Genomic DNA, 13913 nt, shown 5'->3' with positions numbered 1-13913 from the left:
ATGCACGCCGGAAGCTGGTATCTGGTCTGGTTCGGAATCGGTTTCGGCCTGACGTCCCTGGCCTGGCGGAACCAACAGGAAGGCACCAACGCCCGCATCACGCAGGAGAGCGTGCTCCTGACGCTGCTGTTCCTGCATGCGGCGGTGATCGCGTGGCTTCTGGGTTACCTTGTCGGTCCAGGGCGGCTCATGACCCGTCTCGGCCGGCGGATCGCCAGCGGCGCAGTTCAGGCCGACGAGACCAGAGTCCGCGGAGCGAGCACCCCCTGGATCCTGTTCGGAATCTCCGTTCTGGGGCGCCTCGTCCAGCTGACCGGTGGTAGGTTCGGCTATGTTGGGGATCCGTCCCAGCTACTCACCAACCCAGCGTCGACCGGCCAGCTCGTCAATGTCATGGTCCAGTGCGGAAACTATGCACTGATAGTCGCGGCCATCGCATTCACCCAACAGCGGACGACCGCTTCGCGGGTGACCATGATCACGCTGACTGCGGCTCAGGTGGTGCTCGGCAGCCTCGCCGGCGGCAAGCAGCATTTCATTCTCGCCGTGCTTGCGCCTGCGATGGTGCTCGCCGTCCGTGGCCGCTTCCCCTGGAAGGTCACCTCAGCCGCCCTTGTGGTGTTCATCATAGGCGTCGTGCCCTTCATCCAGGCATACCGGGAGAACTCGCGGAGCGCCGACTACACGCTGACGCCCTCGGACGCCTTCAGGCAGGCACCGGAGATTCTGGAGGACACTCTCACCCGGGATGCGGGCAGCCGATTCAGGGACACCGTCGATCTCATGTCGGACCGGACCCGCCAGATCGACAACTTCGCCGTGGTGGTCCAGACGACACCGACCCAGTACGCCTACCACCCCCCGTCCGACTACCTGTACGCGCCGGTACTGGGGCTGATCCCCCGGATCATCTGGTCCTCGAAGCCGGTCGTCAGCTCCGGCGCAGAATTCGCGCGGGTCTATCTGGGCACCGGCCCCGGTGTCTACACCAGCGCCGCCATACCACCTGTCGCTGATCTCTACCAGCACGGCGGTCCCCTCGTCCTGCTCGTCGGGATGTTCGTCATCGGAGCGATGATCCGACTTGTCGACCGCACTCTGCATCCACGGCACGATCTCCGACTTGTGATCATCTACTTCCCCTTCTTCCTCCAGTTCATCAAGGCGGAGGCCGCCCTCACAAGCGTGATTGCGGGTTTGCCTCTCACCCTTCTCACAGCTTCCCTGGTCTGTCGGTTCGCATTCCGCCCCAAGGCTTCTTCCACCGCCACCACACACCCCGCTCCACCAACGGACGCGTCGGCCATCGCATCCCCGAAGGCTGCTCCGTCGAGTACGGTGAGATCGCTCAGCCACCAGAGCCCCCGGGTGTAAACCCGACCGGAGCAGCACCGTGACTCGGCCATCCACGCCGCGGGTCACGGTCGCGGTCGCGGTCGCGGTTCGCAATCATCTCTGGCGACGTCGGATATCGCGGCCCCAATGTGTCTCAGTCGGTCCGTGTAGCGCGCAGGGGGTACATTGCGCCTGGTCGGCCACGACTCCGGTCCAGGGGCTACGCCACCCCCGACGCACCACCGCCGAATGTAACGAGCCAGGAAAATCCCTGGTCAACTTCGGACTCGACACGCGTTATGCAGTACTGGTTCCCGATAACCAAGCGTGACAAGGTACTCCTCTCCGGGTCGCGAACCTTATGGCTTCCTACCACCACCGGCTACCGTGAGGAGTTCAGCCCAGATGGCACTGCCGCCTGCCGCAGCGAGGGTTGCGGTTGTACTTTCCAACCCGATTCAACACTTCGCGCCCTTCTACTCGGCCCTGGCCGAACGGGACGTCGACCTGCGGGTCCTGTTCATGTCCCGGGCCGGCCTCGATCAATACCTGGATCCCAACTTCGGCGTCGAGATCCAATGGGGCTCCGCAGTAACCTCCGGCTATTCCCACGAGTTCGTCGCAGACCTCGAGGTCGGCCCGGACTGGAAACACCCGCGCCCATGTCAGCAGGCCGTTCGCAAGCTCGTGCGGCGTCTCGACCGCCTGCAGCCTGACTGCGTGCTGGTGCACGGGTACGGCCGTGCCTACGCGATCGCGGCGCTGGCCTGGTGCAGTCGACGGGGCGTGCCGTCGCTCATGTTCAGCGACAGCGAGCTGCTCCACACGCGGTCGCTGCCGGTCCAGGCCGGCAAACGTATCACCCTGCCCGCCCTCTTCAGATCGATCAGCGGCTTCCTCACAATTGGTGACCTCAACGAGGCCTACCTGGCGCACTACGGCGTCCCACGGTTCCGCATGTTCCGGACACCGCTGCCGACGGACAACGAGATCCTGCGAGAAGCCCGGCTGAAACGAGCCGACCTTCGAGCCGCGGTGCGGGCTGAACTCGGTATTCCGGAAAATGCGCTCGTCGCGCTGTTCGCCGGGAAACTGGTGGCCAGAAAACGGCCGCTTGACATCGCCGACGCCATCCGGGTGCTGGCCCGAACACCGGACAACCGGGACGTCGTCGCGATCCTGGCTGGCGACGGCGTGCTGCGGCCAGCGCTCGAGGCAGCCGCCGCCGATCTGGACGGAAAATTGAAACTGGTCGGGTTCGTCAACCAGGAGCGGGATCTCCCCCGGCTCTACATGGCCGCGGACGTCTACCTCCACCCGGCCGAACTGCACGCGCATCCGGTGGCGGTCAAGGAAGCCGTGCTGTGCGGGCTTCCAGTGGTCACCACCGATCTCGTGGGCTCGGTCGGGCCGACCGACGATGTCCGGCCTGGACTCAACGGCCGGATCCATGCGGCGGGAGACGTCCACGGCCTTGCGCGAATCCTCGACGATCTGCGGCGCCGTCCTGAGGAGTTGACAAGGATGGCAATGGAATCAGAGAAGATCATCCCAGAGATCGACCTCGAGGCGTCGATAGCCGGCTTCCTTCGGGCCGTCGCCTCCGTCCGGGCGGCGGGCGCACAGTAGTCCGTACGGTGGGTCAGGGGAATTCCTTCCGTTATGAGACGGAAGGGGTCGCGGGTCTTGCCTGTCAGCCAGACCAGCTCCATGGAGCAGCTCCCGGCGACGTCCCGCGTGTGATTCCCATGTTGATTCAGGCGCTGGACCGAGCCGATGCCGCACGTAACCTCCGCGGCAGGTCAACGATCAGATGGCATCCACTGGAACGGCCTTCCGCGCGACAATGATCTCGTTAGGTCGAGCCAACGATTTCGGCCAGGTGCCGGCCAACGCCAAATCCTGTCTGAACTCCACCTGAAAGCCATCGCCCCCGTCGGCCGCGCTGAAACCTTCGACCCACGGCACGTCATCCCTGTGTGGCCGAAGGCTCGTGTACGACCGGTCTCGGACCTGCCGCCAGCCGACCAGCCGTCCGGCTCTCTCCAGCACTGGTGCGAGCGCGCGCTCTCCACGGCGTACCAACGAACGGGCCCGCGGCACGGTGAGGACCATCGTGCCTCCCGGGCGGAGCAGTTCACCCAGGCACCGGACCGCGCCGGACGGATCTTCTAGGTACTCCAGTACCGCGATCGCCAGAACCAGATCGAACCGCCCTCTCGCCTTCGGCCCGAGTACCTCCAGCGAACCGGCGACGCTGTGCACCTCTCCCGGATCCGCGCCGGTGGCCTGTCGGACCGCCGAGGCCATCACACCGGCGCTGCGGACCCCGGCCCACAGCATGTCCACCGAGGGCTCGAGGTTCAGCACGAAAGCCGCCCGACCGGCGCACAGCGTGCTGAACACCCCCGGTCCTCCGCCGAAGTCCAGAACCCATGCGGAAGAAGACCTCACCAATACCGGTTCGATTGCACCCGCGACCGCTCGCAGACGTTCTTGGAAGGAGGGGTTCCGGGTGTATCTGTCGACCCACGTGTCCGCGACCTCGGCAAAATAGAGATCGGTTCGATTGGACGGCTGGGTTTCCGGCCCCACTCCGTCACCCGGATCGCCGACAACGTCAGTCGGCGACGACCACGTGTACGACATGTCGTCTCCCATCTCGCATGCCGGGACTAGGAACCCCCGACATACCACTCACGGCCATCGCGGCGCTTGAAATCGCTGCCCACACAACAGGAAGGCAGAAGAGTGAGGTACCCGCGTGTCGCCACCTACAGATGGCAGCGTAATCGATGTTTGACCAGTACCGGGGCACGCGAGCAGCCACGACACGGGACACGGAGAATTCGCTCGCCGGTTCGCCCCGGTTGAGTCGATGGCATGCAGTTTTCTTCCCAGACAATTCCGGGATCGGACTTACGTCACCGAGTTTCCCGGAAGCAGGCTCCAACCGGGTAAGCCGGTCGGTGTCGGTCGCAGGCAGCCATAGGAACATCCGACGCCCGTGTTGGCAAGCCGGTAGTCCGCATACCGAGCGAGAACGACTCACCGGCTACGGCTGGCCCGGCGCCCACTCCAACCGGCTCGGGTCACCAGGCCGGGTCACCAGGCCGGGTGGCATCCCCCCAGCGAATCGTGGACACGCTCACCGGAGACAGACGATCGCCTACAGCACCCTTACCATTACCTTCCGTGACCATCTTGAGAGGCCGGAAGTCCACCGTGGAACCTGGCACACGCCCGCCGCGGGTGGTGCTGCTGGCGCCATCCCGGGGTCTGGGTGGGGGGATCGAGCGCTACCTGGGCACCGTCGAGGACCATCTGCGTGCCGGTGGAGCGGACATCCGGCGCTTCGACCTGCTCGACGCATCCACGTCGCACACGGTGCACAGCCAGGCCCGCTACATCCTGCGGACGCTGGCGTCCATATCCCGGCCGGGCCGAGTCGACAGCATCGTTGTCGGGCATGTCAGTCTTGCGCCGGTCGCGTGCCTGGCGGCACGACTGGCCGGAGCCCACCGGGTGCCCGTCGTGTTCCACGGCATCGACATCTGGGGACGCAGGCGGGCACTTCTTCGGATCATTAGACGCGATCCACTTCTGTATCCGGTAGCGGTCAGTTCCTACAGCGCCGGAGGCCTGGTTCCGGTCGGAACGGCGAAGATCCTTCCACCCGGAATACCGCGGGCGTGGCGGGACATGCTGCTCGCCGAGGGATCCCGACAGCGCCCGCCGTCTGCTGTTCCCACAGTACTGAGCGTTTTCAGGCTTGGAGTCTGGAAGGCCAAGGGGTTCCCTGAACTCGTGAAGGCCGTGACGGCCGCCCGCATGACAGCCGGACCGGTACGGCTGGTGGTCGCGGGGAAGGGGCCCGCGCCCGGAGCCCTGCATGAGCTCGTCGCCGCCCACGAGTACATCGATCTGCACGAGTCTCCAGACGACGCCGCGCTGGCCAGGCTGTACGCGGCCGCCGACGTGTTCGCACTGTGCACCCGAACAGATCCTCCGGCCAGCGGTGAGGGATACGGGATCGTGTTGATGGAAGCGCAGCTCGCCGGCTGCGCCGTGATCGGACCCGCATCCGGCGGTTCGCGCGACGCCTACCTCGAGGGCCTGACTGGCCGGACCCCGCCCGATGAGTCTCCAGAGGCGCTGACCGAAATCCTCTGCGGCATGTTCGCCGACCGCGCCTGTCTGGCGCGTATGGGCCACCGCGCCACGGACTGGGCGCAGGCGACGACGGATCCGGCGAGCTACACCCGGCTGGTGATGACCACACTGACCGCCGTCGCTCCTCAGACCACGAGCGGGCCGGTCATTCCGCGCCGGCGGGGCGATGTACGGCCGACCCGGTCAACCGGGGGAGGTGGAGGCGGCCGCATCGCCTCCCCGCGCTGACCTGACCTCGCTTCCTCGACACGTTGAACCATCCGGTTGATGTGGAGGCACCCCTGACCGCGGCGTCAGCTCGCCTCCTGTGGGCGCTCTCGATGAACGTGAGCGCGACCAGCGCGGTGGCCAGGAGTCGCCTACCGTCAACGGGCGGCCACGGTCCCCAGCAGGACGCCGAGCAGGCGGGTCGGTGGCTGGAGAGCAGCCTCGATGGCTTCCGCGCACGCACGGAAGGCATCGAGGTCGCAGCCCACCGGATCCACAAGATCGTCATCCTCCGGAGCGGCCGGAGGAAGCACGCCACGAGCGGCCGCCCCGGCCATGACGAGCGTCCTTCCCGCCGCCCGGAGACGTCCGCGCCGGTCGTGGGCAGCGAGCTCGGCGACCGACGATTCGACGCGCTCCGACTCGACCGTATCGATCAGGCGCGCAAACTCACGCAGCGTGAAGGCTCGCCGGACGGTGCGCGGTGCGAGCCTGACGACCTCGGCCCGATGGGCCCGCGTCGCACAGAGCACGAGGTCCGCCTGGTCCACGATCACGGAAGTCACTTGGCGGGAACGGAATCCGACGAAGTCCGCTCCCCGCTCGGCCAGCACGGTCGCCGCATGCGTGTCCATGGGCTCGCCGACCCGCGCACGGACTCCCGCGCTGCTGACGCTCGCCGCCGGTTCCGACGCACCTGACAGGCCCGCCTGCCCCGCGAGCCGGGTCAGGCGAGCCAGGGCGAGGCGCTCCGCCATCGGCGAGCGGCAGATGTTGCCCGTGCAGACCATGAGGACCGACCAGCGTTCCCGCTCCGACACGCCGTCCGAACGCCCGACCATCACGCGGCCCCATCCTTGCTTCTGCCGGTGCTTGCGTACAGCACACGAAATCGCGCCATGCGACCAAGATCGCGACCGTGGAACTACTGTGAGACCCCAGGGAACTACTATAGGTGCTCGCATTGTTGCGCCAGGCCTTACAGCATCGGTCGGCAGCCGTGTCGTTGACGGCTTCCCCTGCCTGGGAGTGCAGCGCCGAACGGCGGGCCGGATGATCGGCAATCTGGACCCGGCCGATTGCGGTGCTGGACGCTCGCCTACCCGGTCAGACGCCCGTCACGCATGAGCTGACCGGACAGTCGTCGGCTCCGGACATCGGCGTGCTGCGACGCGCGGAATCCCATCGACCACGGGCCCGGACTTTCGTCTGGCATGGCACGCAGAAGATGTTCGGGCTGGTTCGGCTCCTCGTCGCCGGACGCCGAACCAGCGCTGTCAGCCCCGCCCGAAGCGATCATCGATGCCGTCGCCACCCGATTCGAAGGCCCGACCGTTCTCGTGAGCGAGACGGGAACGGTCCGCGCGTCCGTCAGCGGCACCGGCCCCGTGACCGCCGGGGAGCAAGTCGGCGGGATGGACGACGCCGGGGTCGGCGGTGGGGCCGAGTTCGTCGGCGAGGCGGCCACAGCCGGCACCGCGGGGATAGTTCCCGACGAGGGTGGAAAAGACCGGGTGCTCCTGTCAGTGCCCGCCGGGTTCGCGCGGGCGACGCGCGAGGCGGCGGTGACACTGATCGGGCCGGTCGGAGCGGGATCCGCCGCAGAAGGCAGCCACCGGAGCCGGTCACCCCATTCCCGCAGCCAGCTCAGCACCCGCTCTCCGACGAGCGGGCGGGAGACGAAGTATCCCTGGACCTCGTCGCACTGCCAGGCCGCGAGCGACGCCCACGAACGCGACGTCTCGACCCCCTCCGCGACGATCCGAAGCCGGAGGGCGTGCGCGAGCGCGACCGTGGACCGGACGATCTCCGCCGCCGAGGAATCACGATCGATGTCACGCAGGAACCGCTGGTCGAGCTTCACCTCGTCCGCAGGAAGCTCCCGCAGGTAGGCGAGTGAGCACAGGCCTGTGCCGTAGTCGTCGAGGCTGACCCGCACTCCGTGGTCACGCAGACCGCAGAGAGTCCGCTGTGCCTGCTCCAGGACCGTGATGAGCCCGTCCTCGGTGATCTCGACCACCAGCGCCGACGCCGGCAGGCCGTGGCGCGCCAGCACACCGCGCACCAGCTTCACGAATCCGTGGTCGACGATGACCGAGGCGGGCACGTTCACCGACACGGCCAGGGCGGCCCCGGCCGCGTGCCAGCGGGCGCAGTCGGCGAGGGCGATGTCGAGGACCCGCTGGGTCAGGCGCCCCATCAGGCCGGCGCGTTCCATCTCGGGCAGGAACATGTTCGGCGGGCGGAGCCCGCCGGTGGGATGGCGCCATCGCACGAGAGCCTCGACACCGCTGATCCGGCCGCTGCGCATATCGGCCTTGGGCTGGTAGCGGAGTTCGATCTGGCCTTCGTCCAGCGCCTCCCGCAGATCGGCCCGCAACCCCAGCTGGGCACGGTTGCCGAGCTGGCAGGCAGGGTCGTAGACACGCTGGCCGGTGTGGGCCCCCTTGGCCGCGTACATCGCCTCCTCCGCCCGCCGCATGAGCTCCAGGATGCCGCGCCCGTGCTCGGGGGCGTGGGCGATGCCGACGCTGGCGTCCGCCTGGACGCGCAGGTCGTCCAGGCTGACGGGGACCCTCAGCGCATCCCGGATCCGCCGGGCCACGGCCTCGGCGCCGGCGAGGTCGACGTCCCGCAGCAGCGCCGCGAACTCGTCGCCGTCGACCCGCGCGAGCAGGTCGGTGGGGCGCAGCACGGAACGCAGCCGGGCGCTGACGGTGGCCAGCATGCGGTCACCGTGTTCGTGGCCGAGGGTTCCGTTGATGTCCCGGAGGCGGTCGAGATCGATCAGTATGAGCGCCGCCGACACCGAGCCCCGGGCTCGGTGACCACCCCCGAGCCAGCGGGATGCGGTCTCGACGAAATGGCGGCGACCGGGCAGACCGGTCAGCTCGTCCGAGCTGTGCCAGCGGCGACGGATCGGCGCGACCATCCGGTTACCCATCCCGAACAGGGGCAGGCACGCCACCGCGGCCATCGCCACCGATGCGGTGATCGCTCCGGAGGGGGCCAGCATCTTGATCGCCGCCCACCAGGACACGACCGCCACGAGAAGGACCACGGCCGCGGACGCGACGACGCCGGCCCAGGGCGCCAGTCCCAGGACCATCGGAGAGGGTCCGGCGGTCGGCGACTGCGCCATGGCGGGAACGACCGTCGGATCATCCAGCGGCTCCTCTCCGCCGCCCGCTGCAACACCGCCGCGCACACCCGGACCGTTACACGCCACAGAACCGTTGTAGGCGGCCAAATCGGGCGATATCTGGCACCGCCGGGCCATCGGCATGGCGAGATGCCGGACGGCCCGACTCACATGCAATGACGTCACCATCGGCCCGCACCCACCGAACCGATCAAAGAACAAACTAGCCTGACCATACGATTTTGCCCCCGAAGTCGAACCTGCTCCGTCGTGGAACGGACGCCCCCGCGCTTTGCCCGCCACCAGGGCGGGCCCCTTGCGCCCGGTTCGTTCGTCCCTGCGGTGTGCGAGCGTAACGCGCACGAGTTGGCAGGTTATCCGACGCCCGGGGATTTCCGGACCGGCGGGAGCCGAACCTACCCCGCATGCTTCTCCGGTGGAACGCGCTACCGAACGATTTCCCGATTAGCGGCGATCGTTGGACGGACGAACAGCGTGACAATGGCACGACGTGGTCTGCATGTGGTCTGTCGGAGGCGAAGGACTGTCGGACGAGTCGCCGTGCCACAAGAGGCAACGCTCGCGCCACTCGCCACGCCTAGTCGCTGACCGTTACTCTCGTAGCGGGCAGATGTGGCTCGACCGCCGGGAACACCACCAGCAACAGGAAGGTGACGGCCAACAGCACGAGGAGCACCGCGAGCGGGATCCGCACCCGTGCCGGCCCCGGCAGGTGCCGGTAGATCCAGCTGTACATTCTCGTTTCCTTCTACTTGTCAGCAAGCGCACGAGGCGGTCCGTCGGACTTGTCTGTGGTCTCGTCGAGCTGGGTGAAGACGATGAGTCGACTCCGCGCCGAGAACCGTGGATGGCAGGTGGTGAGTGTCATCAATGCGCTGGTGGGCGCGACTCCGGCATGTTCTGGAACCGGGTAGGTCACGTCCAGCCGATGGGGATCCACGACCTCCGAGCCGGTGACCCGGTAGGTGAAATACCGGTCCGCCACCTCCACCACGAGCGGATCGCCCGCTCTCAGCTCGTCCAACCGGCTGAACGGCTTTCCGTACGTGGTGCGGTGGCCGGAGACGACGAAGTTCCCCACGTCGCCCGGCATGGCAGTACCCGGGAAATGTCCAGGTCCGCGGCGTAGCGCCGCCGCCGACACACCTTCCACGATGACGGGTGCGTAGTCGGCTCCGAAGCGGGGGATCCGCAGTACCGCGACTCCCTCACCCAGTTCGACGGGCGGCACGACCGGTCGCGGTTTCGTCTCTTCGCCGGGCGCGGGAGGATGCGGTTGTCGAGACCACGCCGTGGTCAGGTCGCTTCGGAGCCGGTCCTGCGTCCTGGCCGCGAATATGTCGGTGATCCACAGCTGGTAGGCGAGGAAGAGCACCACCACCAGACCCACTGTGATCATGACTTCGCCAAGGCCCCGGGAGACCCGACCGCCAACCGGCCGATCCGCCAGCCCCGCCACCGGGTTACGCCGGCGTCTCCGGCCGTCCGCTCGATCGGGCTGGACCCGCCGTGACCAGGGGGTGTGGCGGACCAGCCCGGGCCGCCGAGCGCCCCGGCTTCGGCCAGGCCCTCCGGGCGCCGCCCGCGCCCCCCGATGCGCCGGCTCCCCCAGGTGCGGATCCGCGGTCGGCGACGGCGGAGCCGGAGGACGTTCGGCTCCGGGCTGGACAGGCAGATCCGTCAGCGAATCAGCCAGGTGCCGGCGATCCGTCGCCGGCTCCGACACCGGAAGTTCGGTCGCCGCGTCGGCAGGCGGCAACTCCGTAGGCGCGTCGGCAGGCGGCAGGTCCGTGGGCGGGTCCGGCGCCGGCAGGAGGGTCCGTGGACCGTCTTCATCTTCTGAAGCCCTCGACGCACCATCCATACCGTCACTCTAAGGCACGCCGCAACCACTTCCAGTTATGGTTCGGCGAGGCTCGAAGCCGAACGGCAACTCGAGACGATGGGCGGCCATCAGCTCCGCGTCGCAGAGCAGGGCCTGCGTCGAGCCGTCCGCGGCGATCACTCCACCGTCCAGAATGACCGAACGTGGGCAGAGCTGCAGCGCATAGGGAAGATCGTGCGTCACCATGACCAGGGTGAGGTCCAGGCCGGTGAGGACCTCGGCGAGCTCCCGCCGCCCCGCCGGATCGAGATTCGCGGACGGTTCGTCGAGGACGAGGACGTCGGGCCGCATGGCGAGCACCGTGGCCACCGCCGCCCGGCGCCGTTCGCCCAGGCTGAGATGGTGGGGTGCCCGGTCCGCGTGGTCGCGCAGACCGACCGCCGACAACGCCTCGCTGACCCGCCCGGCGAGTTCCGCCCCGCGCAGGCCGAGGTTCGCCGGGCCGAAGGCGACGTCCTGGCCGACCGTGGGCATGAAGAGCTGGTCGTCGGGATCCTGGAACACCAGGCCGACACGCCGGCGGATCTCCCGCATGTTTCCGCCGGCCACCGGCGCGCCGTCGATGCGCACCGTCCCGGACCCGGCGGTCAGGATTCCGTTGAGATGCAGCATCAGCGTCGTCTTGCCCGCGCCGTTCGGCCCCAGTACGGCGATCCGCTCGCCGCGAGCGATCATGAGGTCGACGCCGAAGAGTACCTGGCGGCCGTCCGGATACGCGAAGGCCAGCCCCTCGATCTCGACGACCGGTCCGCCCGGTGTCGCGGGGATCTCGGAAACGATCACGAATACACGCCCAAATCGACGCTCCAGCCTGCCACCGCGATCGCGGCACCCACGGCGATCACGCCGAACGCGACCGCCCACTCGACCCACCGCGGAGCCGACCCGGGGAGAGTACCGGGCAGCACGCCGGTGTAGCCGCGCGCCAGCATCGCCAGGTGGACCCGCTCCCCCCGCTCGTACGAGCGGATGAACAGGGTACCGAGGGACGCGGCCAGCGCCCGGGTCGCGAGCAGCGAGCGAGGCTCGTACCCGCGCGAACGGCGAGCCACGCCCATCCGGTGCATCTGGTCGATCACCACGCCGGCGTACCGGATCATGAAGGAGGCGACGGCAATGATCACCGGGGGCAGCCGCAGCCGCTCCAGGCCGACGAGCAGCTCCCGGACGGGTGTGGTGGCGGCGAGCACGATGACCGTCATCAGACCGAGCGTAGCCCTCGCAAGCAGGCCGAATGCCTGCTCCAGGCCTGGTCGGGAGAGCGCGACGCCCACGACGTCGATCCGCTCTCCCGGCACGACGAAGGGCAGCGCGACCGCGAACGCCACGAACGGCAGCTCGACGGCGAGCCTGCGCAGGACGAGCAGCGGTGGGAGGCGGGCGACCGCGCACAGCCCGACCACGACGAACAGGTGCGCCGCGAACGCCCAGCCGGCCGCGATCGGCGTGATCACTATGCAGACTACATAGCCGAACGCGGCCACGATCTTGCACTGAGCAGGCAGTCGGTGCGGGATCGTGTGGCCCGGCCGGTACGGGTCGAGGATGTGCGCACCGCCCATGACGCGGTTACCTCTCGGCGGCGGTCAGGCGGCCGGGGCGGTTCCGGCTCCGCCACCGGTCCCCTGCCCGTCCGCGAGCGGCGGCCGTCGCTCGGAGGCACGCGGCCGCAGCCGCACGACGCCGAGGACGAGGACGCCACCGACGACGAAGGCGATCGACACTCCGATGATCCCGGCGACACCGCCGGCGAGACGCTCGTTGTCGATCCCGGACACGGCGTAGTCCGCGAGCGGCCAGTCGGCGAACGAGTGGTGCTCCGCCTGGTCCAGGAATCCCTTCTCCTCGGCGACCTTCTCCAGGCCGTCCGGGCTGGAGCTGGCGTAGCCGGACACGAACCCGGCGAGCACGAAGGCAACGAACAGGCCCACAACCAGGAAGATCCTGCTCCGGCTGCGGGTGGCAGCCGGGGGCGGCGCCGCCTGCACCTGACCGGCTTCGTCCAACGAGTTCACGCTCGCTCCCCTCGTCCCCAGCCGCCCGCGGCGGGCGCCGCCGCGGCTTCGGTCATGGCCGTTTCGGTCGTCGCGGCCGCCGGGGTGCTCCTCGGCGCCGCGAGCACCGGCCGCCGGATCTCCAGCCGCTGCGTTCCGCGCAGATCTCGCGCCCCGTACACCAGGTCGGGCCGAGTACTCATGACCAGACTCACGGTCGCCGCGGTGATCACGGCTTCGCCGATCCCGATCAGCAGGTGAACTCCGAGCACTGCGCCAGCCACGCCGCTCAGCGGCAGGTCGACCGTCCCGCCGATGGCGAACTCGATCACGAAAGCTCCCGCGGCGAGGGGCACGGTGAGGAACGCGGCCACCGCGGACGCGGCCACCACCGACGGCGCGTGCGGCGGAAGGAGTCGTCGCACCAGCCAGAAGAGGACGTAGCCGCCGAGCGCGCCCACCACCGCCATGTTCGTGATGTTGAGTCCGAGCGCCGTCAGGCCTCCGTCGGCGAACAGCGACTGGACGCCGAGCACCACGGCCAGGGCGATCGCGCCCAGCCACGGCCCGACCAGAACGGCCGCCAGCGCACCACCGAGCAGATGGCCGCTGGTCCCCATGGCGACGGGGAAGTTGAGCATCTGAGCCGCGAAGACGAAGGCGGAGCACAGTCCCGCGAGCGGCACCACCTGGTCCGAGCTCTCCTCGCCTGCGCGCTTCACGGCGTAACCGACGCCCGCGATCGCGACCACGCCGAACGCCACCGACGTCGGCGCGTCCATGAATCCGTCCGGGATATGCATGATCCCCCCTCCGTCAAGGCGTCCGGGCAGGCGGCGATGCCCGACCGGCCCACAGCTGCTAAGGATACGCAGCTGCGAATCACTTGCAGGAGAAACAGCTGTTCCCGGAAAATTCGACGCCCCGAAGGTGAATTCTTAAACACTTTAAGTAACGTAGCTCCATAGGTTGTTACTATATGCATCCATGCTATCACCATAAGTAATATCTGGTCGATCGATGCCACACGGCACACCAATCGAGCCCGACAGACCTCGACCCCAACCCCATCGCGCGCCACCGAAATACAGGCGCGATTCCACACAGACCATCACTCACCCATGACACTCGACGCCACACGACCACGACTTAGCAC

General features: G+C 68.2%; 12 protein-coding genes. 3 read left to right on the top strand and 9 right to left on the bottom strand.

Annotated features, from left to right (window positions below; translation table 11 throughout):
* Both FMEAI12_RS17460 and FMEAI12_RS17455 read left to right on the top strand, forming a co-directional pair.
* Entirely contained in the window at positions 1 to 1374 is a 1374-nt protein-coding gene (locus FMEAI12_RS17460; protein ID WP_146776720.1) for a hypothetical protein, read from the top strand.
* A 366-nt stretch (positions 1375 to 1740) separates the two neighbouring features.
* A complete protein-coding gene (locus FMEAI12_RS17455) occupies positions 1741 to 2964 on the top strand; it encodes a glycosyltransferase family 4 protein (protein ID WP_112106855.1) in 1224 nt (407 codons plus the stop codon).
* 180 nt (positions 2965 to 3144) lie between these two features.
* Here FMEAI12_RS17455 and FMEAI12_RS17450 read toward each other — a convergent pair whose 3' ends face one another.
* A complete protein-coding gene (locus FMEAI12_RS17450; RefSeq protein WP_160144288.1) occupies positions 3145 to 3984 on the bottom strand; it encodes a methyltransferase domain-containing protein in 840 nt (279 codons plus the stop codon).
* Between the two features lie 576 nt (positions 3985 to 4560).
* On the opposite strand from FMEAI12_RS17450, the gene FMEAI12_RS17445 reads away from it, so the two are divergent.
* On the top strand, positions 4561 to 5736 hold the full coding sequence (locus tag FMEAI12_RS17445; protein ID WP_235014119.1) for a glycosyltransferase family 4 protein: 1176 nt from the start codon (positions 4561 to 4563) through the stop codon (positions 5734 to 5736).
* Between the two features lie 137 nt (positions 5737 to 5873).
* Here the strand turns inward: FMEAI12_RS17445 and FMEAI12_RS17440 are convergent, their stop codons facing one another.
* From FMEAI12_RS17440 to FMEAI12_RS17410, 8 genes are all read right to left on the bottom strand, one after another.
* Positions 5874 to 6557, bottom strand: a complete 684-nt coding sequence (locus FMEAI12_RS17440; RefSeq protein WP_112106853.1) for a protein tyrosine phosphatase — start codon at positions 6555 to 6557, stop codon at positions 5874 to 5876.
* 257 nt (positions 6558 to 6814) lie between these two features.
* The gene (locus FMEAI12_RS17435; RefSeq protein ID WP_235014117.1) at positions 6815 to 8824 is read right to left on the bottom strand and encodes a bifunctional diguanylate cyclase/phosphodiesterase; all 2010 of its coding nucleotides are present in this window, start codon (positions 8822 to 8824) and stop codon (positions 6815 to 6817) included.
* Between the two features lie 631 nt (positions 8825 to 9455).
* Positions 9456 to 9614 (bottom strand): hypothetical protein, encoded by a 159-nt coding sequence (locus FMEAI12_RS37210; RefSeq protein ID WP_200835324.1) that lies wholly within the window; start codon positions 9612 to 9614, stop codon positions 9456 to 9458.
* A gap of 12 nt (positions 9615 to 9626) precedes the next feature.
* Positions 9627 to 10277, bottom strand: a complete 651-nt coding sequence (locus FMEAI12_RS38290) for a class E sortase (protein WP_235014115.1) — start codon at positions 10275 to 10277, stop codon at positions 9627 to 9629.
* 474 nt (positions 10278 to 10751) lie between these two features.
* Complete coding sequence (locus tag FMEAI12_RS17425; protein ID WP_112106852.1) at positions 10752 to 11546, bottom strand: energy-coupling factor ABC transporter ATP-binding protein; 795 nt, start codon at positions 11544 to 11546, stop codon at positions 10752 to 10754.
* Positions 11543 to 12325: a cobalt ECF transporter T component CbiQ gene (gene cbiQ / locus FMEAI12_RS17420; RefSeq protein ID WP_112106851.1), complete on the bottom strand. Its 783-nt coding sequence runs from the start codon at positions 12323 to 12325 to the stop codon at positions 11543 to 11545. The genes FMEAI12_RS17425 and cbiQ overlap by 4 nt, the downstream gene beginning before the upstream one ends.
* A gap of 24 nt (positions 12326 to 12349) precedes the next feature.
* Positions 12350 to 12778, bottom strand: coding sequence for a PDGLE domain-containing protein (locus tag FMEAI12_RS17415; protein ID WP_112106850.1), 429 nt, complete (start codon positions 12776 to 12778; stop codon positions 12350 to 12352).
* Positions 12775 to 13560 (bottom strand): energy-coupling factor ABC transporter permease, encoded by a 786-nt coding sequence (locus FMEAI12_RS17410; protein WP_112106849.1) that lies wholly within the window; start codon positions 13558 to 13560, stop codon positions 12775 to 12777. Before FMEAI12_RS17410 ends, FMEAI12_RS17415 begins: the two co-directional genes overlap by 4 nt.
* Between the last annotated feature and the right edge of the window lie 353 nt (positions 13561 to 13913).

Origin of the sequence: Parafrankia sp. Ea1.12 (assembly GCF_900465275.1) — a bacterium.
Lineage (GTDB): Bacteria > Actinomycetota > Actinomycetes > Frankiales > Frankiaceae > Parafrankia > Parafrankia soli.
Note: the sequence above shows the minus strand (reverse complement) of the source record. Positions and strands in the feature narration are given on the sequence as shown.